The organism is uncultured Photobacterium sp., from assembly GCF_947039875.1.
GTDB lineage: Bacteria > Pseudomonadota > Gammaproteobacteria > Enterobacterales > Vibrionaceae > Photobacterium.
Genome location: NZ_CAMRAN010000037.1, coordinates 18,060 through 38,017 on the forward strand (window position 1 = coordinate 18,060; position 19,958 = coordinate 38,017).

Annotated in this window: 19 protein-coding genes; 13 read left to right on the plus strand and 6 right to left on the minus strand. The window is 37.9% G+C overall.

All coding sequences use genetic code 11. The features are described 5' to 3' along the window. Window positions 1-204: 204 nt before the first annotated feature. Entirely contained in the window at window positions 205-1,581 is a 1,377-nt protein-coding gene (locus Q0V26_RS12990; protein WP_297482141.1) for an MATE family efflux transporter, read from the minus strand. Window positions 1,582-1,674: 93 nt separating this feature from the next. On the opposite strand from Q0V26_RS12990, the gene Q0V26_RS12995 reads away from it, so the two are divergent. The 5 genes from Q0V26_RS12995 to Q0V26_RS13015 all read left to right on the plus strand — a co-directional run bounded on the left by Q0V26_RS12995 (window position 1,675) and on the right by Q0V26_RS13015 (window position 6,251). Then, window positions 1,675-2,559 (plus strand): LysR family transcriptional regulator, encoded by an 885-nt coding sequence (locus Q0V26_RS12995; RefSeq protein ID WP_297482143.1) that lies wholly within the window; start codon window positions 1,675-1,677, stop codon window positions 2,557-2,559. 32 nt (window positions 2,560-2,591) lie between these two features. After that, window positions 2,592-4,505 carry an alkaline phosphatase family protein gene (locus Q0V26_RS13000; RefSeq protein WP_297482146.1) on the plus strand — a complete coding sequence of 638 codons (1,914 nt, stop codon included), beginning with the start codon at window positions 2,592-2,594 and terminating at the stop codon, window positions 4,503-4,505. Window positions 4,506-4,603: 98 nt separating this feature from the next. Beyond that, complete coding sequence (locus tag Q0V26_RS13005) at window positions 4,604-4,918, plus strand: hypothetical protein (protein WP_297482148.1); 315 nt, start codon at window positions 4,604-4,606, stop codon at window positions 4,916-4,918. 362 nt (window positions 4,919-5,280) lie between these two features. Next, on the plus strand, window positions 5,281-5,715 hold the full coding sequence (locus tag Q0V26_RS13010; protein ID WP_297482151.1) for a hypothetical protein: 435 nt from the start codon (window positions 5,281-5,283) through the stop codon (window positions 5,713-5,715). A gap of 107 nt (window positions 5,716-5,822) precedes the next feature. Beyond that, window positions 5,823-6,251: a copper resistance protein NlpE gene (locus tag Q0V26_RS13015; protein WP_297482155.1), complete on the plus strand. Its 429-nt coding sequence runs from the start codon at window positions 5,823-5,825 to the stop codon at window positions 6,249-6,251. A gap of 113 nt (window positions 6,252-6,364) precedes the next feature. On the opposite strand, the gene Q0V26_RS13020 is transcribed toward Q0V26_RS13015, so the two are convergent. Beyond that, window positions 6,365-7,270 (minus strand): LysR family transcriptional regulator, encoded by a 906-nt coding sequence (locus Q0V26_RS13020; RefSeq protein WP_297482157.1) that lies wholly within the window; start codon window positions 7,268-7,270, stop codon window positions 6,365-6,367. A 175-nt stretch (window positions 7,271-7,445) separates the two neighbouring features. Here Q0V26_RS13020 and Q0V26_RS13025 point away from each other — a divergent pair, with 175 nt between their 5' ends. After that, entirely contained in the window at window positions 7,446-8,702 is a 1,257-nt protein-coding gene (locus Q0V26_RS13025) for an adenylosuccinate synthase (protein WP_297482160.1), read from the plus strand. A 92-nt stretch (window positions 8,703-8,794) separates the two neighbouring features. On the opposite strand, the gene pepT is transcribed toward Q0V26_RS13025, so the two are convergent. After that, complete coding sequence (pepT, locus tag Q0V26_RS13030) at window positions 8,795-10,036, minus strand: peptidase T (RefSeq protein ID WP_297482163.1); 1,242 nt, start codon at window positions 10,034-10,036, stop codon at window positions 8,795-8,797. 271 nt (window positions 10,037-10,307) lie between these two features. Here pepT and Q0V26_RS13035 point away from each other — a divergent pair, with 271 nt between their 5' ends. After that, window positions 10,308-10,439 carry a DUF2256 domain-containing protein gene (locus Q0V26_RS13035; RefSeq protein WP_297482166.1) on the plus strand — a complete coding sequence of 44 codons (132 nt, stop codon included), beginning with the start codon at window positions 10,308-10,310 and terminating at the stop codon, window positions 10,437-10,439. Here Q0V26_RS13035 and Q0V26_RS13040 read toward each other — a convergent pair. Then, window positions 10,436-10,834, minus strand: coding sequence for a DUF393 domain-containing protein (locus Q0V26_RS13040; protein WP_297482169.1), 399 nt, complete (start codon window positions 10,832-10,834; stop codon window positions 10,436-10,438). The two genes, Q0V26_RS13035 and Q0V26_RS13040, sit on opposite strands and share 4 nt — an antisense overlap. 169 nt (window positions 10,835-11,003) lie before the next feature. Here Q0V26_RS13040 and trmY point away from each other — a divergent pair, with 169 nt between their 5' ends. The 5 genes from trmY to Q0V26_RS13065 all read left to right on the plus strand — a co-directional run bounded on the left by trmY (window position 11,004) and on the right by Q0V26_RS13065 (window position 17,121). Next, entirely contained in the window at window positions 11,004-11,600 is a 597-nt protein-coding gene (gene trmY, locus Q0V26_RS13045; RefSeq protein ID WP_297482172.1) for a tRNA (pseudouridine(54)-N(1))-methyltransferase TrmY, read from the plus strand. A 373-nt stretch (window positions 11,601-11,973) separates the two neighbouring features. After that, window positions 11,974-13,434 (plus strand): oligopeptide:H+ symporter, encoded by a 1,461-nt coding sequence (locus Q0V26_RS13050; protein WP_297482174.1) that lies wholly within the window; start codon window positions 11,974-11,976, stop codon window positions 13,432-13,434. 174 nt (window positions 13,435-13,608) lie between these two features. Then, window positions 13,609-14,928: an AarF/UbiB family protein gene (locus Q0V26_RS13055; RefSeq protein ID WP_297482177.1), complete on the plus strand. Its 1,320-nt coding sequence runs from the start codon at window positions 13,609-13,611 to the stop codon at window positions 14,926-14,928. A gap of 155 nt (window positions 14,929-15,083) precedes the next feature. Then, window positions 15,084-16,073 carry a patatin family protein gene (locus Q0V26_RS13060; RefSeq protein WP_297482180.1) on the plus strand — a complete coding sequence of 330 codons (990 nt, stop codon included), beginning with the start codon at window positions 15,084-15,086 and terminating at the stop codon, window positions 16,071-16,073. Window positions 16,074-16,143: 70 nt separating this feature from the next. Continuing rightward, on the plus strand, window positions 16,144-17,121 hold the full coding sequence (locus Q0V26_RS13065; protein WP_297482183.1) for an alpha/beta fold hydrolase: 978 nt from the start codon (window positions 16,144-16,146) through the stop codon (window positions 17,119-17,121). 119 nt (window positions 17,122-17,240) lie between these two features. Here Q0V26_RS13065 and Q0V26_RS13070 read toward each other — a convergent pair whose 3' ends face one another. Both Q0V26_RS13070 and Q0V26_RS13075 read right to left on the minus strand, forming a co-directional pair. Beyond that, entirely contained in the window at window positions 17,241-18,089 is an 849-nt protein-coding gene (locus Q0V26_RS13070) for a hypothetical protein (protein WP_297482185.1), read from the minus strand. Window positions 18,090-18,359: 270 nt separating this feature from the next. Continuing rightward, window positions 18,360-19,298 (minus strand): Dyp-type peroxidase, encoded by a 939-nt coding sequence (locus Q0V26_RS13075; protein WP_297482188.1) that lies wholly within the window; start codon window positions 19,296-19,298, stop codon window positions 18,360-18,362. A gap of 472 nt (window positions 19,299-19,770) precedes the next feature. Between Q0V26_RS13075 and Q0V26_RS13080 the strand changes: the two genes are divergently transcribed. Beyond that, the coding region (locus Q0V26_RS13080) for a hypothetical protein (RefSeq protein WP_297482191.1) at window positions 19,771-19,958 on the plus strand (188 nt) is incomplete at its 3' end.

Consider the following 19,958-nt stretch of genomic DNA (forward strand, 5'->3'; position numbering starts at 1 on the left):
CATTTCCCTAGAAATAAGAGGTTTTATTTTATCTTTTATTTTAAATGTTTATTTTGCTTTGCTTTTTGAAAACGATAAAATAGATAATTATCATACTGATAATATATGTTATTTATAGATTTAAATTGCAGTAATAAAGGCAATGTCTGCCAAAAAATTATAATGGTAATAATTCAATGACAGATATTGACGTGGTATTAAAAATTAAGGATGAAGTGTTAGTGGTTCAATATCCGTTATATTTTTTCTGCATCGCTGGCGAATATCTAACCATAGCATAGGAATAACGATAAAGCTGAGTAGAATCGTTGATAATGGCATCGATAACCAAACGCCTTTTACACCAAGCCATTGTGGTAAAAAGTATAAAAAAGGAAGTTGTACTAGCATATTACTGACCGAAATAGCTAACGCTTTTCCCGCTTTGTCGACAGACATAAAGTACACGGTTGCTAATACAATTAAGCCATCTAAGAACATAGCAAATAGGTGTAATTGAATACCCGCTACCGCTTCACCTGTGAGGGTTGCATTACCACGATTGAATAATCCAATTAATGTGTGTGGGAAACTATATAATAATGCGAACCATGTAATACCAGCAATAATGGTAACTTTAATCGCTAAGTTAGCCGTTTTCTTGATATTTATCGGTTGTTTTGCACCATAATAATAGCTCACTGGTGGCTGCATACCCTCGGCAATACCTTCAGAGACTAAATAATATAAAGTCATCATATAGCCAACAATAGCAAATGCACCAACGGTCAGTTCTGTACCATATTGCATAAACTGATAATTATGTAATGCAACAACAAAGCTAGCATAAAGGTACATAATTAACACAGATGAGCCAAGACTGATTATTTTCCAGCAATGATTTAAGTGAATATTGATCATAGTGAAACGGATACGAAGGGGGGAAGATGCCGAACAGAAATACACAATGCCGCCAATAACCGTAATACTTTGTGCAATGATAGTTGCGATTGCTGCCCCTTTTAATTGCCAGTTGAATACACCAATAAAAAGGTAATCTAAGCCTATATTTGTTAATGCGCCCGCAATTAATAAACTGGTGGCTATTTTTGGACTGTCATCATTACGTATTAACATTGGCATAGCGCCTGCAAAAATAGTAATAAATGCTGCCCATCCAAAGCTTTGCACATATTGTAAGGCTAATGCTTTGATATTGTGATTTGCACCTTGAATGGCTAATAATGATTCACCAAAATGAACAAATAATCCCAATGCAATAACACTGACGATAGTAATCAAAAAGACGGCATGATCCAGTGCGCGTTGTGCATGTTTGGGGTTTTGTTCTCCTCGTGCAATTGAGATCAGTGTACCACTGCCGATACCAATCATTAGCCCTAAGCCTGATAACAGATAGGTGATGGGCCATGCCATATTAATCGCCGCTAAGCCTTGATAACCGACATAGTGACCAACAAAAATACCATCAATTATTTGATATAGGCCCGTAACGAGCATTGCTGCAATTGATGGAATCGCATAACGCCAAAAATTTTGGCTGATAGTAAGGGATGGCGGTGGAGACTGAGCTAATTGCATAAGATATCTCATTATATTGGTAGCGGTATTATCCTTGTTTCTTAGATTGTTCAAAGATAATATCTATCTTATTTTCGGATGGTTTAAACGGTTATGGATTGGACATTAGATCAGCTCAATGCGTTTGTTATATCAGTAGAGCAGGGGTCGTTTTCAGGTGCTGCTCGGCGAATAGGCAAAGCGCAATCACGCATAAGTACGGCGATCAGTAATCTCGAGGCAGATTTAGGGTTTGATTTATTTGATCGAAGTGCGCGCTTACCTGTATTAACGCTTGCAGGGGAGCAGATGTATGAAGAAGCTAAAGTAGTGTTAGCTCAATGTGATCGGTTGCAATCTCGGGCATTAACACTAACCAAAGGTGAGGAAGTATCACTCACTATTGCAATGGATGAAGCGACGCCGACAACCGTCTTTGAAGAATTTTTTGAGCGTGTTGCTGCTAAATTCCCATTATTGAAATTGACGATTATTAGTGGTTCAAAAGATGATATAGCAAGTCAAGTTGATGATTTAACTGCTGATTTGGGTATTTTATTTTTTAGTAAAACACTGCCTAATAGTTTAGAGTTTACCCCTATTTGTGAGTTTAAGTCATCATTAATTGTGGCTAAAAATCATCCATTAGCCAAAGTGTCAGCACCGACGATGCAACAACTTAGTCAATATCGCCAGTTACTCATTTGTGACCGAACGGGTTATTACCATGCTGATGCTCTTTCTGCTAATTACTGGCATATTGATAGTTATTATTCAATTACAGCGTTTGTATTGAGGAATATGGGGTGGGCATTTGTTCCCGATCATGTGTTTAATTATTCAATCTTTAAAGATGGTGTAGTGAGGTTATCGATTGAAAATATTCCAACCTCGCCTTGGATTGATATGGGGTTAGTAAAACGACGCGATCAAGGTAATGGTCCCGTATTGCGTTGGATGTATCAAGAATTGAAGACAATGTTCACGCAACATAACTAATGAATTTATATTTGTAAATGATAGAACAAAGCATGAAAAAAACGGTGATAAAAGAGCCTTTACCATTAATTGTAGCGGGACCAATTTTACGCAAAGTAACCGCGAAAGAATTAACCCTCTGGCTGGTTACGACACGTCAATTAGATGCTGATTTTTGTGTTTTTCTGGGGAAAGATGAGCAGCCTTTTTATGAGGCGAAATTTGATTTAGCGCATCAAATTCAAATTGGTAAGCATGCGTGGGTTGTACTTGCTCATTTTAAGGGTGATTTTCCACAAGATACAGCGCTTGAATATCAGGTAACAACATCAGAAGGTGTATTAACGGATTTGGTTCCTGATTTACTATATGGTAATGAATCGCGATTGAGTTTTATGATTCAGCAGCGAGCTGACTATGTTTTACATGGCTCTTGCCGCAACCCTCATTACCCAAGTAAAGACAGTCTAGTCGCCGCTGATAATAAAGTAAGTACGTTAGCTCCGCACGAACGTCCAAGCTTATTAATGATGAGTGGCGATCAAATTTATGCCGATCATGTTGCGGGGCCAATATTGGATGCGATTGAACAGGTAACAGCATTGTTAGGCTTACCTGATGAGACGTTTGAACAAGCGCCAATTGCAGATACTACCGCGTTGTATCAGCACCCACACAATATTTATGGCCGTGATAAATTATTACCGCATTATATTAATGATGAAAGTTGGTGGCGACGTTGTTTACCGACAACAACAGCCCCTATTTTTAGTTCTCGCGAATGTGAAAATCATTTAATGAGCTTCAGTGAATTTTTTGCGATGTATTTGTTGGTATGGTCACCGACATTATGGTCGTTTGTTGATCGTGACCGTTTTGCACGCAATGGCTATTGTAATGCGGGGGTTGCGGTATCACTTAAATGGCAGCAAACATGGCAACATGAAGCGCTTATTATTGATGATTTTGTAGTGGGCCTAAAAAATGTGCGGCGTTTAATGGCACATATTCCTACTTATATGATCTTTGATGATCACGATATTACTGATGATTTTCAGCTTAATCGACGCTGGGAAAAAGCAGCTTACGATAATTTATTCTCACGCCGTATTATTGGTAATGCTCTGATTAGTTATTGGTTATGCCAAGGGTGGGGTAATGCACCTGAAAAATTCACCCCTCAGTGTTTAACATTGGCTAGAACATTTTTTGAGCAGTCAACATCGCAGGCTCATGATGCGCTAGCGGAGTATTTTTACCGATTTGAAGATTGGCACTATACGATAGCGACGGTGCCTAAAGTTGTGGTGTTAGATACCCGTACACGACGCTGGCGCTCTGAATCACATCCTAATCGTCCTTCAGGATTGATGGACTGGGAGGCATTAATTGAGTTTCAACAAGAACTCTTACATGAATCAGCGGTGATTATTGTTTCTGCCGCGCCGATGTTTGGGGTTAAATTTATTGAAACATTACAACGGATGATGACCTTGATCGGTCAGCCATTAGTGGTTGATGCTGAAAATTGGATGGCACATCCAGGCTCTGCTAATACGTTATTAAGTATTTTTACCCATACTAAAACACCCACAACGTTTATCATTTTATCGGGTGATGTGCATTATTCGTTTGCTTACGATATTACATTACGTAATTTCAAAGGGCAGTTTAAGATCTTTCAAATAACCTGTAGTGGATTGAAAAATGAATTTCCTAATCGATTACTCCGTTTTTGTGATTGGATGGATAGGTGCCTTTATAGCCCCCATTCTCCTCTTAACTGGTTCACTAAACGTAAGCGGTTATTGATAGAGAAGCGAGATCCTGATACTGAAGGCCACCATAGATTAATTAATCAGAGTGCAATTGGTGAATTGTTCCTCGATCAACATGGTACACCATTGATGATTGACATATTAACCGCAGAAGGAACAGTTATCCATTTTCCACCCAAAGTTTCTTGATTGTTAGATTACCGTAATTTTACTTGTAAATGACAAATGTATCATTGTAATATACTTGTAATTAAATTGTGAGCATATGTCGGTTAAATAGGGATTTTATGCGTTTTTCACAAAAAGTTAGTTTTATGTTGAGCGCATCTTTGCTTCTGCTTGCTATTTTACTAATTAGTGTTGGAGGACGAACGTACAAAACAGAATCAGTAATAGGAAGAGTGGTTGACGCAAATACTGATTTTTTTCATAAGCAGAATAATTTTTATTTACAGGTTATGAGTGATCAAACAAATAGTATGGTTAATCTTAATATTAGTGATGGGTTATATTGTCCGGTCGGTGCACAAGTTGTATTTGTAAAAAGAACGTGTATATTATTTGGTGATAACAATTATGAGTTTGTTTCGTGTAGGCTTTAACGCGAGTCTTCATTAGGTATATATTAGAAACTATTATTTTAATTTTACAAAAGTGCTTTAGATAGAATTAAAATTAGATATGATAATTAAAAAATAGAGCATAATGTCGAAAATCATTGATTTTTATTGTTAATGGATGTTCTTTTCACATGGCTTTGAGTACTTATAATTAATATTGATAAATATGAATATAATTTCTCACTTTCATGCTTTTATTCTTATGAATAAAACAGATTAAATGCCGCAAAATAAAAAAAATGACCTATTATTGACTTTGACATGACGTTAACTAGATATGCTTTTCATACTAATGGTAGATACTGTTAGGGTTATATTTTAATATGAATTTTACAGGAGTTGATATGAAAAAAAGTATTATTGCTATCGCTATTGCGGGTTTGGTGCTTGTTGGTTGTGATCAAGCAAGCCATGATTCTGCAAAAGAATCTGCGGCTTCAGTAAAAGCAACAGCTGTACAAGTAAAAGATAGCGCTGTTACTGCAACAGATGCAGCGCTTGATTCAACAAAAAAAGCAGTAAATGATTCTGCAGATGCTGTAAAAGATACCGTTAACGATGCAGTTAACAAAGCAAAAGAAATGAAAGCTAGTGTAGTAAATAATTCTGATACGATAATCACTGATTCTAAACTAGCAGTATCAGACTCTACAACAACAGCTGAAAATAAAGCATCTGGTGCTATTGATGCTTCGAAAGAAGCTGTTGATAATACTAAAGATGCAGCAGTGAGTGATGCTACTGATATGATGAATAAATCTGTTGATTCAGCTGAGTAAAAAGTAACTGATTTAACGAATTAATTCATTTATAGTATTAATTTTTATGTTAAGAAGCCGAGCATTATGAACTAATGCTCGGTTATTCTTTTTTTCATAAGGAGTCTATGGTGAAAAAAAAATGCTTTGTAGCCGCGATGTTTGTATTTGCACTTGCAGGTTGTGATCAAGCAAAAGATGGCGCTAGTGATACTGCGTCACATAACGCACAGAATTCATTAGATTGGATGGGTGAATATACAGGTATTCAACCTTGTGGTGACTGTTCAGGTATTGAAACGAGCTTAACGTTAAATAAAAATGGTACGTTTATTTTAAATGAAACCTATCAAGGCAAAGAAACAAAACCATTTGTCAATGAAGGTAAATTTAAGTGGAATGATCGTGGTGACACCATCACTTTAAATCTCACTAGTAAAAAATCTGTGAAGTATTTTGTAGGTGAACATCGTATTTTCCGGCTGGATCAAAAAGGCCAACGTATTACAGGTGATTTAGCTGATGCTTATACCCTGAAACAAAACGATGACAATTAATTTTTAGGAAAATGCCCTGAAGTCTTTTTATTTAAAATAGATATCAGGGTATTTTTTTATCTAACGATTACTGTTTATGTTTTAGAAAATGCAGAATTATTGTAAACTTTTCGTTATTGTGAACGTTGAATTTCATCATCAACCCAGCGTAATAACTGTTTGATAGCACGCGATAATACTTGATTTTGACGCACTATATAGCCAAGGCTAGTGGTGGGGAAATGTGGTAATGGTGTAATCGTCGTTTGTAGATGTAATTTCGAATGCAATGAAAAACTGGGAACAATAGCGACCCCAAACCCCGCTTCAGCCCAATCAATTTGAGCATCAACACTGCCAACTTCCATCACATGATACTTTGCCAGTTGTAGGCTTGGTAATGCTAAATCAATTAATTCGCGAGTACGAGTGTCATGGCCTAATAAAATTAAGGTTGGTTCTTCTGCCGCAAGAGGCTGGGGTTCAATGATTGCGTCAGGATTTAGTGATAATCGTTGCCAACGTTCTAAGCCATTACCTAATGCACACCATTTAACTTGGCGTAATTCCATAAAGTGTAAAGGCTGGCTTTCTTTTTGAGCAATAACAAACCCTAAATCGGCTTTAGCGCTTTTTACTAATTCTGTTGCTTGGGACGAAGTGGTATTAAAAAGAGAAAGATCAATGCCAGGGTATTCTTTTTTAAAAGCTTGAAAAGGGCTGATAAGCAATAAGCGTGAAATAATATCACTAGCAGCAATGGTAAGCGTACCTTGGTTGAGTTCGTTTATTGCATTTAGATCTGCTTGGCAAATTTGCAGTTCCATTAAGGTGTTTTCAGCACTTTTTAGTAATCTCTCTCCCGCCTGTGTTAAACGAAACGGATTTCTTTCAATTAATTTTACGCGTGTAGTCTGCTCTAATTGTTTTATATGAAGGCTGACATTAGGTTGGGTCATATGAAGCGCGGCAGCTGTCTTTCCAAAATGTTGATGCTTAGAAAGTGCAACGAATGTATTAAGCCAATGCAAATCTATCATTTTTACCTTCTTAGTTGGGAGAGAGGTTACTACGGCTAGTAACATTATCATCTGAATAAAGACCGCGACTAATGTACTCTATAAGAGATTCTTATCAAGTTAATAACGATTATTGATTATTTTTATTGGGCTATTGGGCATAGGATAACGTCATTGCTTTTGAGGAGTTAAAATTATGTCGTCTATTGTTGTTGTTGGTGCTAACTGGGGTGATGAAGGTAAAGGTCGTATTGTTGATTATTTAGCAGACCAAGCTTCAGCGAGTATTCGTTTCCAAGGTGGTAACAACGCAGGTCATACTGTTGTTAACGATTTTGGTACTTTTAAACTACACCAATTACCAAGCGGCGTATTTAACCCTGATTGTATTGCTGTTTTAGGCCCTGGTATGGTTATCAGCCCAGAGAAATTAAGCCTAGAAATTGAAGAAGTAGCAACATCAGGTGTTGAAGTTAAGCTTTGTATCTCTGATCGTGCAACACTATGTTTACCATTACACGCACTAGAAGATACCCTAGAAGAACAACGTCTTGGTGACGGTGCTTACGGTTCAACTCGTCAAGGTATCGCACCTGCATATGGCGACCGTGTAATGAAGAAGGGTATTCTTGTTGGTTGGTTAAACCAGCCAGAAGTATTACTTGAGCGTATTCAATTCATGATGGATTGGAAATTGCCACAGCTTAAAGCGTTATATCCTTCAATGGAATTTACGCAAACTGCTGAAGAAATGACAGAGTGGCTACTTGAAGTGTCTCAACCTTGGCGTGACAGCATTTGTAACGTTACGGAGCCACTAAAAGCGCTGCAAAAAGAAGACAAAACATTATTGTTTGAAGCACAGTTAGGTGCTGGTCGTGACTTAGTTTACGGTGAATACCCATGGACAACATCATCTAACGTAACTGCAGCTTATGCTGGTATCGGTAGTGGTTTACCTGCACTTCACCCTGAACGCGTTATTGCTGTTGCTAAATCATTCAGCTCTTCAGTAGGCACTGGTACTTTGATCACTGCAATGGAAGATCAAGACCAATTCCGTGAAGATGCTAAAGAATTCGGCGCAACAACGGGTCGTCCACGTGATATGGGTTACTTTGATGCAGTTGCAACACGTAACGGTATTGAATTACAAGCAGCAACAGAAATCGCATTAACGAAGATTGACTGCCTAAGTGGCATGAAAGATCTTAAAATCTGTGTTGCTTATGATGGCGATCACACTGAAAACCCAATTTGGCCTCAAACTGCGTCATTAACTGCAGTTTATGAGCAAATGATGGGTTGGGATGAAGATATCACTGGTTGCCGTCATTTTGACGAACTACCACAAGGTGCACAGCAATATGTACTCCGTATTGAAGAACTAATGGGTGTGCCAGTGAAGATGGTATCAGTAGGTCCTGAGCGTGAGCAAATGATCCTACGTTAATCGTTGCGTCATCAAAAATTATAACGGGCGAGTTACTCAGTAACTGGCCCGTTTTTTATTTGTTTATTTGTTAGAATGACAGACCCTCGATCCTACCTTCCATACTGCTCCGCAGTAATACGGATCACATCAACGACTACATCACTTGCCGCTTGTAATGAAGGTACGGGTAAATACTCATAAATAGAGTGGAAGTTGTGCGCCCCCGTAAAAATATTTGGGCAAGGTAGGCCTTTTTGAGATAACACCGCACCATCATAACCACCGCGCATTGGGGTTGTTTTCATTACAATGTTATTGCGATCATAAGCTTGTTTAGCGATTTCAATCGGAAAACTGGCATCACCTTGTAAGCTATTCGCCACATTTTGATAGCGATCAGCAAGAGTTATTGACACTGCCTGTTCTCCCCATAGCGATTGGCAGTTAGTCGCTAGTGTGGCTAGAAATTGCATGCGTTGTTGATAGCCGTGTTGAGTAAAATCTCGAACATCCATTTTCAATACCGTTTTGGCACTGCTACCACTCATGTCTTTGACCCAATAGTAACCTTCACGGCCATCAGTGTATTCAGGGGCTTCACCAGCAGGCAACATAGCAATAAACTTATGTGCCATTAGCAATGAGTTTTTAAGCTTGCCTTTAGCTGACATAGGGTGAGCAGATTGGCCTGTAAACGTGACGACAACATCACCCGCATTCCAGTTTTCATCAACAAATTCACCAATACCACAACAATCTAAGGTGTAACCAAAATCTGCTCCAAAAGTGTCAACGTCAAAGGCTTTTGCACCGCGAAGACCTTGCTCTTCATCAGGGACAAATGCAACTTTAACATCACCATGTTCGAGCTCAGGATTAGCAATGAGCACCATTAGGGCGTGCATAATGGCTGCAATAGCGGCTTTATCATCTGCACCTAATAAACTGGTACCATCCGTTACAATAATATCTTGGTTTTGATATTGGCTAAGTTCAGGAAATTCAGCTTGTTTAAGTACAATATTTAATGCGGGGTTAAGTATAATATCACCGCCAGTATAATTAATAATCTGGGCATGAGTATCATTGCTTTGTTCCGCACTGGTGTCTAAATGACCAAAGAAAGCCACGGTAGGAATTTGTTTTTTACTATTACTAGGCAATGTTGCCGTAAGAATAGCACTGTCGCGTAAGACAATATCTTGTAAGCCAAGTTGTGTTAATTCCGCCGTTAATATTTTAGCTAATTCCATTTGCCCTAATGATGACGGCATAATACCGGCAGCGCCATTTTCACGATTAGTGGTGGTATTAATACGAGTGTAATTTATAAAGCGATCAACAATATTCATTATATTCATCCTGAAGAATAAATTATTGAGAATGGTGGTTAGTCAGTATTTTTACTTGTTATTTATTCAGATGAATAAATAATGATAACCAGATAAATGTGACCATTCATGATGAGGGGAATATTTCATTATTTATTGTTATTAACAAGAGAATTAATATGATGATCATAGTGTTTTGTGAGCGTGGTAGGATCTTAATCGCGAAGGACATACGAACTAGCCGTTTAACTGCTCACTCTATATGCCGACAGAATTAATATGGTGGAATCTTATGAAGAAATCAGCGTTACCACAAAAAATTTGTATAGTGTGCAAACGTCCTTTTTCATGGCGGAAAAAATGGCAACGGTGTTGGAATGACGTTAAATATTGCTCTGAGCGTTGCCGTTGCCAGCGACACTAATCTATTTTGCAATTTTTACAGCGTGATTTTCTGGTCAATAAATAAGAGATTTTGTAGCGATTACGGGCAAAAAACAAATAGCATTTATCAGCAAAAAAACGAATGATAGGCCAGCGTAGTACTGCTAACCATTTTTTCTTTCCTATAGATCTCCAAGCTAGGTAAGTAACATCCAACCCAAGCAATAATTGTGGTGATTGTTGCGGTTCAGGAAAATATAACCCATGTAATACTGTTGAAGCGTCAGTAATACTTATATAAGGGAAACGTTGGTTAAAATCAGAGGCAAGAATATCCTCAAAAGAAAGTTGTTGATGATTATTGTGCTTTTGTAATTGGCGCATTTCCTTAATACAGAGTGGACAACTGCCGTCATAGAATATGATTAATTTCATAATATCCTCCTAATCTCTATTAATAATAGCGACTAATCAGTATTCTTTTGCTGATTTTATAATTTAAGGTTACATCGACTGTAAAACCTAGGATAATAGCAGCAATCTATCGTTAATTATCTATAGATGATGATTAATGAGAAAAATTTAAACTGCTAGGATATTGATTATGCGCGCTTTTGTATTACGAGCCCGTTCTGCTCCAACAGACAGTAAGCTATTATTAGCATCAGTTGGACAAGATGCCCACACTGAGATTTTAGCTCACGTTTTGATGAATGCTATTTTTGTAGCGCAGTCGCATCGCGAAGATATTATGGTGCATTTGGTACTCGAAAGTACTCAAGACTTCTCACGCACTATTAGCTTTAGTTCTAATGATATTACTAACTTATCTGGTTTCCATGAGCAAGCTTGGCTTGATAAAATTGCTCATGCTCTAGATAAATCATTAGGCATGGCGAAAGAACAACAACGTAATGTTGAGTCTGGCATTGTAGTTCGAACCATTAGTTTTGAAAAATTAGTGAGTGAGCTAGCAGAAGACTATCAGCTATATATGCTTGATAAAAAAGGCGACTTTATACGAGATATAGAATTGGCTTCAAATCCTTGTTTTTTATTGACTGACCATATGCCAATGCCAAAGAAAAGCTTTAATAGCTTAAAACGTTTAGGCGCAGAAAAAATCAGTTTAGGGCCTAAAATGCTATTTGCTTCGCAGTGTATTGTATTAATACATAATGAATTGGATCTAACGCTATAATTTTAGTTGTTAATAAATAAAAGCCGTTAAGTGATTGTTGACGTTTCAACAGATCATTTAGCGGTTTTTTTATTTCGTCAGAAATGCATAAATATGCACCAATGTTGTTTTAAACGATTTTTTATGTGATGTTTATTGCAAAAATGTAACAGTAAGTAGATAATATCGCAAAATGGTATAAAATTATTCGCCATTTTTTATATACGATAATATTCATTTTATTTATATGAAAATTAAGATACTAAATATGGAGTGAGATTAAGCTTGAGCTTGAGCTTGTTCAGTGTATTTTCAGTATTAAATACCAACGGTATTTCAAATCAAATAACAATTATTACCGTTAGCCTATATGGCCCCTTTATTAGGAAACAATATGCAATTATCCTCTCAGCCAAAAGGGCTTTTTCACCTCATTGCAATACAGATGTGGGAATTCTTTAGTTATTACGGCATGCGGTCGTTATTAATCCTCTTTTTAACTCAAAAACTTTTAATGTCTGACGACCATGCGTATGCCCTTTATGGTGCTTATACGTCACTAGTTTATGTTACCCCTATTTTAGGTGGCTATTTAGCTGACCGTTATTTAGGTAACTATTGGTCAGTTATTATTGGTGGTTCATTAATGGTTGCTGGGCACGCAGTGTTGAGTATTCCAAGCCATGACAATACAGTGCTTTATGCTGCACTTGCATTGATCATTTGTGGTTATGGTTTTTTTAAAACTAACTCAAGCTGTCTATTGGGTGAGTTATATAAAGATCATGAAGATGCGCGTGAATCTGGCTTTTCCATTTCTTATATTGGCGGTAATGTTGGTTCAGCACTAGCTCCTATATTTTGTGGTTATGCCGCGAGCCGTTGGGGCTGGAACGTAGGTTTTGCACTCGCAGGCATTGGTATGCTTATTGGCTTAATCATCTTTAGTACTGGCCGTAAGCACTTTAAACACGTACAAAAAGCTAACCTACCAGCATTACGTAAAAAGACGGCAGGTTTTAGCCACTGGCAACTGATCATTCTTGGTGTGATTGTATGCGCTGCTGGTCTGGTTTTTGTGCTACAAGATTTATTAGCCGGTTATATTCTTGCGGTTATTTTAGCGTTCTCTGCGTTACAGATGTTCCGTTTATACCGCAAGAGTAGTACCGAAGATCGTAAGAAATTAAATGCCATTATCTACTTTATGTTATTTGGTATGGTGTTTTGGGCATTCGATCAGCAAGGTGGTAGTTCTATCAGCTTGTTTATTGAACGTAACATTGATACCGATATCTTTGGATACCACATTCCAACCGCATTCTTCCAATCAGTGAACCCTGTGGCGGTTATTGTTGGCGGTATTGCGGTGGCATGGTTGTGGAAAGTATTAGCCGCTCGTCAAATTTCAGTACGCACTTTAACGAAACTGAATATGGGGCTGTTTTTGCTAACTGCTGGATTTAGCTTAATTACATTATCATCTAAATTAGCCATGGTTAGTGGACATACAACATTCCTATGGCTATTTATTGGTCTATTCTTAATTGGTATTGCTGAACTGTTTATTGACCCAGTGGCATTGTCTGCGATTACACGTATGAATCCTCAAGGTGCTACGGGCACAGTTGCAGGTATCTATATGCTAATGGGGGGCTCAGTTGCTAACTATTTAGCAGCAAATATTGCAGAATTAACATCAACAGGTACACAATTAACCAATACAGCAGATTTAATCGCTTCAGCGACACAATATCACCATGTGTTCCAATCAATTTTCATTGTAACCGTCGTGGTGTTAGTGCTCGGCCTATTGGTGAATTTTAAAAATCGTAATGAACCTGAATACGATTAATTTACTCTGTTAGAAACGGCCGATAATGTGAGCTATTTTAGCGAGTGTTATCGGCCTTTTTTTTGACTGCTTATCGTTATTTTGTATCAGAGTTCGATTAGGTCTTTTGTGATACTATTATCAGTAGTCATCAAAGATTAAGAAAGATAGCTGCTCAGAATAAAGAGTCGATAAATGAATGATAAAAAAAAATATTCAAAAGTACCAAGCAGTCGATTATCACGCTTAGCCAAACTGGGTTCATTAGCCACGCGAGTCGCTTCAGGTATGGTTGCCGAGGGAGCCAAGCAACTTGCAACAGGGCATAGACCACATATTAGCGAATTGATTTTAACGCCCAATAACGTCAAACGTGTTGCTGACCAATTAGCGGATTTACGCGGTGCAGCAATGAAAGTAGGTCAATTATTATCCATGGACAGCGGTGATTTATTACCGCCTCAGTTAACTGAATTATTGTCCCGTTTGCAGGCAAATGCCAAACCAATGCCGATAAGCCAACTCAATCATTCACTTGAACAGCAGTGGGGTAATGATTGGCAGCTGCAATTTAGTCAGTTTTCATTCTATCCCATTGCCGCGGCCTCTATCGGACAAGTTCATAAAGCCACAACCGTTGATGGACGCCTGCTGGCATTGAAAATCCAATATCCAGGGATCAATAAAAGTATTGATAGTGATGTAAATAACGTCGCGACATTATTGAATATTAGTGGGTTAGTGCCTAAGCAGATAGATGCTTCTGAATTGTTGAATGAAGCTAAAAAGCAACTTTATGCAGAAGCCGATTATTTACTTGAAGCGCAATATGTAAAGCAATACCGCCAATTATTAGCCTCTGATGCACGCTATGTTTTACCTGATATTGCTGATGATCTGACAACACAACATATTCTTGCGATGACATTTGTTGGGGGGATTGAGGTTGATAAATTGGTACAGCAACCACAGGCTGTGCGTGATCATGTTATTGAGCTAGCCTTTCACCTCATGTTTAGGGAAGTGTTTGAATTTAGGTTAGTACAGACAGATCCTAATTTTGCTAATTATCATTATGATATTGAAACTCAACAATTAGTGTTACTTGATTTTGGGGCAACACGCGTTTATCCCGTCACGATAGCGGAAGGTTATCGTCAATTGATGGCCGGGGCTGTAGTCGATGACCAATCGCAAATGTTAGCGGCATTAAAACAGATTGGTTTTTTTTCACAACCGATAGAACCTCAAGCACAACAAGCATTATTAGCGCTGTGTTTAGAAGCGTGTGAGCCTTTGAAATATCAAGGCGTGTATGATTTTGGCCAGTCTGATATGGTGCATCGTATTCGTAATGCGGGTCAACAGTTAAGCATGAAACAAGGCTATTGGCATACGCCACCCGCCGACGCTATTTTTTTACACCGTAAACTAGGTGGACTTTACTTATTAGCGGCAAAGCTAAAAGCACAGGTTAATGTCCATAAAATATTTTTACCCTATATGACTGAATAATTATATAACTTTGCTTATTTATACTGGGTCAAGCGGCTCATATTTAGAATATCAGTTATTATTTTGAGTAATTTATACTTAACCCAGCAGTGACTATACTGTCCTCTTTACAAATTAATTTGTATGACAAATGGCCGCAGAAAAGTAATAATGTTATGACTGGTAAACACATCTCTTATGCAATACAAAATATCGACGGATTTTCCTTCGATTCAAGTGACATTTCTAAAATAGCATTGGTTACCGAAGGCGGTGGCCAGCGTGGTATTTTTACTGCGGGTGTCTTAGATGCTTTTTTAGAAGCTAATTTTAATCCATTTTCGTTGATGGTGGGCACCTCAGCTGGATCACTGAATTTAGCATCGTATATCTGTGGTCAATATAAACATGCATATCGTGTGATCACTCAAGCGACAACAGATCATCATTTTTTTGATGTTTATCGATTTATTTTTGGCCGTGAAGGGTTAGATCTTGATTGGTTAATGAAACAAACTCGCACCAGCTTTGAGCTTGATTGGCAACAAGGGCGTGAAAATATGCGTTCACGTACAGTATTAGCCTCAGCAAGCGGTATTACGAGCCATCAAGCCGCATATTTTAACTTAAATAGTGATAACTGGTCGCTGGCATTAAAAGCGTCTTGTGCTGTGCCAGTGTTAAATAAACAACCGATATTTTCTCAAAATGAATTTTGGGTTGATGGCGGTTTATGTGCACCGATTCCAGTACAAGAAGCATATGAACGTGGTTATCGTCATATTGTCGTAATACGAACTGTACCAATTGATACATCATTTGATCATTGTTGGATGACTAATATTCGTCGTGCTTTAGGGCATTCTAAAGCTGCGGGGATGATTGAAATGTTGTTGGAGCATGAAGATAATTACCGTAAGACCCAAGATTTTTTAAGTAATCCGCCCGATGATGTTACTATTTTTGAAATTCATCCGGAAAAGCTGTTGAGTTCAAAAATGATCGGCAGTGATTTGGCATCACTTGATATGGATTATCACTTAGGGCATCAATCAGGTAAATATTTTTTAAATACCGTTGGTCGTCATATTAATATCAAAGATGCTCCTTATAAAACAGACTATAAGCATGACACAGAGAACGTTGATTTAATGAAATATGCTTAATGTTGATATTCAAATGGTGCCATTATGCAATGACATATTTGAGGAGCTTTTACTAAGAAGTTGCTAATAAATGAACCAGAGTAATGTTGAATTTTCAACCAAGGAGTCGGTGTTTACACAGTTAATGGAAAATGACGTTCATAGTATGTGGTTACATCGTAAGCAAAGTGCATTTAGTGGTAAAGATGGCGTTCAGATCCAGTGGATTAGCGTAACTAACCCCATAAATACCCGTTGCATTGTGATTATAAATGGACGTAATGAAAGCTTTTGGAAGTACCAAGAAATTTTCTTTGAATTTTCACGACAAGGCTATGATGTTTATGGCTATGATCATCGAGGCCAAGGTGCCTCTGGACGCTTAACGACAGATCCTGAATTAGGGCATGTTAATGATTTTGATGACTATGTTGATGATTTAAATGATTTTGTCACTATAGTTGTAGATAAAGAAAAAACATACCAACACCGCTTTTTATTGGCTCACTCAATGGGTGGTGCAATCACCACGCTTTATTTAGAAAAATATAATAGCCAATTTGATGCGGTAGTACTGAATGCCCCGATGTTTGGCATTCATATGCCAGTACCGTTAAAGCTGGTGGCATCATCCATTGCCAAGATCATGGAACATTATCAACATGAGCCATCGTATGTGCTAGGGCAAAAGCCATACCATGAAGAGCCATTTGAAAATAACACCTTGTGTCAAAGTAAATTACGCTATGTTTGGGCTAAGCATTTATATCAGCTCCATCCAGAATTACGGATTGGTGGTCCAAGCCCTCGCTGGTTATGGCAAGCCATTGAAGCGGCTGATCATTGCATTCGTGATGTTGAAAAAATAGAGATCCCCGTACTTTTATTGCAAGCGGGTAGTGACACGATAGTTGATAATAATAGTCATCATCGGTTTTGTGGCCAGAATAAACACTGTCACATGAAAGTCATACGTAATGCGCGTCATGAAATTTTAATGGAAAAAGACGCAATACGTAACCAGGCACTCAGTGAAACGTTGGCTTTTTTTAATCAATTTATAGTGTAAATCGATTAAAAGTATCAAAATATAGCGATAGAATACAAAATAACGGCTGTATTTATTGACTAAATACAGCCGTTATTATTTTGATAGTATAAGCTAATTAATTGATAAATAAGCTAGTTTTACTGACAAATGAACCAAGATTTAGCATCTGCTTCTATGATGGCTTGTTTGTGCCACGGCAATGGTGTTGATATAGGGGCAATACGCACATCGCCCTTTATCTTACGTGTTGCAAGTACACGTACTCGGTTATTCTTTACGCTTTCAATCTTACCTTTATATGTCACACCGTAAGCATCGTCTTTTGATTTTTTATACATACAGACAGTTTCACCTACATGAGTCGTAATAAAGGTCGTCTCTTCAGTCCATGCTTCTTCTGTGGGTAGCGGAGTAACGTCATCAAGGTGCTCAATGGCTTTAGATGTCATTAATGTACGATGCACTGAATAAGGTTGATAGCCTAATAAGGTTGCACCATCTACCCATGCTGATTGTGGAATATCACGATTTTCAATAATACGCATGGTGACGAACGGTCCACCAGAACAGATGTCGGTCCACAGATCAATGGAAGAAATGCGTGCAGCAAAAAGAGGGGTTTCTTGAGCAGTATTAGGATGTTGAACACACCATGTACCTGTCTCTAAATTGACCAGTGAACCTTTATTAATTGAGCAAGTCTTGGCGGCTAATTGATTAAATTGTGCCATATCCTGTTGTGCTTGTTGATCGCTATTGGAGCAATAACGGTAGCTATAAGCAAAAGTTTCTTTCGGATAAAACATCCCTTTATCAACAACAGTGCCATTACTACGTGTGCTATCGGCAGCGATAAATTTTTGGGCTGCTGCTTTAAAACTGTAATCAGGTGCCGGTGTTGGCAGTGGTGGTGGTGTTGAACTACAACCCGCAACAACAGCAATAACTGCAGCGAGTGATACACGAGAAAAAAGGGTGTTGTACATTCTGGCCCCCAGAGGAAATACTTTTTTATCGACGTGATAAAAAAGCGCTAATAATAAGTAAGTCTATAGGGGACAACAGAAATTGTTAGGAAGCAAGCCATTATTCTGTTAAATAAAAGGAGCATTAATAGATTCAATGAGTTAGTGATAACAAAGATTTACTTACGCTGATTTATCTCGCTCATTATATTGTTATTGGTGCTATTACGAAATCAGCCCATTGACGATAAACGCTAATGGGCTGAAAGATTTACTGATTATTAGATAAGATTAGTCAGCAAAAGTGTCTAATAATGTTTGAGAAACGATAAAGTAGTTAGTACCTGTTTTCGCTTCAACAAAATCAAGTAGGCGGTCGTAATGACCATTACTGTCAGCAAAGATCATTTGTTGTAATGAGGTGCTTATCGTAACCGGTGATGCAGTTAAGCCAATAAACATGGTGCCATGTTCCATTGCATTACCGTAAGGGCGGTTTTGGCGTAGCATTTTGATTTCTTTATCATCAACGATAACTTTACTCTTATTGTTGTGTGCCCATACAGGTTTCACATCATCATCAAGTTCAATATCATCAAGTTTAGTTCGGCCGATCACTTGCTCTTGGTATTCAGTAGACTGTTTGTCCCATAGGCCTTGACGGTCAATATAACGTTGGACTGTTAAATAACTACCGCCTTGGTGAATATCAAGATCATCAACCACTAATACCGCTTTCATGCGAGATTCATTTTTAGGGTTTTCAGTGCCATCTACAAAGTCAATCATATCGCGGCTATCAAGGTATTTAAAACCTTGAATATCTTCAATTAATGTTGCCACATCTGCAAAAGCCACCGCTAAATATTTAGCTGCTTGGTAGTTTAAATCCATACGCTCAGATTTAATCATGATAAACACATCACCAGGCGTACTTGGGAATTGGCGTTCGCCATCAACCATTGCTTCAAAATCTTTAAGTAAAGCTGGTGCTGGTGTTGTAGGGAAAGCAGTTGACCAACCATGGTGAGACACACCAATTGTAAAGCTAAGGTCTGCGGTTGCGTCTTTTTGCCCAATGGATTTTTCAATGATCTGAATTTTCGCAAAAGCGTCAGCTACCGCTTCTGGATTAGCATCTGTCTTAAAAACAAAAGTGAGATATTCAGCAAACGTATTTGGATTTGATAAAGCACCTGGTTGTGCACGTTCAGATGACATTGCATTCATAATAGTAGACCTTAATTAAAGCTATCTTATTACGGTACGCTTTTTAGATAGCGAGCTATAGGTAAATTTTTGTAATGTAAAGTTTCACATTTTAGACTGTAAAATGATACCTAATCTGTTGTTAATAGTGAAACAACGAAGTGCATTAACTGTTTATATCGTTAATTATTTTTACTTCTAATGGTATTAACGTGACGTTATGAACTTAGTAGGGTGTTTTGTAGATAAAAGTACATAAAGGCATGAGGCAAAAAGACGACATAGTGAAATAAATCTTTGCGTTTAAGCATGGATTCTTTGTAAGGCACGAATGATCAAAACTACGCAATAAATAGATCTATTACTAGTGTTTTTTGATTATTTTATTACGAATATGGTCTTGTTCACAAAGTTGTTGTTATATGCTTTTTTCAATTAAAAACCTTTGATACTAAGTACTGCATGTCGACACAGGTTTCTTTAGGAGGGTATTGTGTCTATTAACTCTATCGATTATTCAGAAATTTCTTCCGTTTCATCTAAGTGGGAACACAAAGACGATTCGGCGACCAACATCGCAGATAGCAAGAAGCAGCAAGGTGCTGCACGACGACGTATTGAGATGCTACGCGATATTCAAGCCAGTGGGTTAACCCTTGCCGAAGCCAGAGAGTTGGGTTT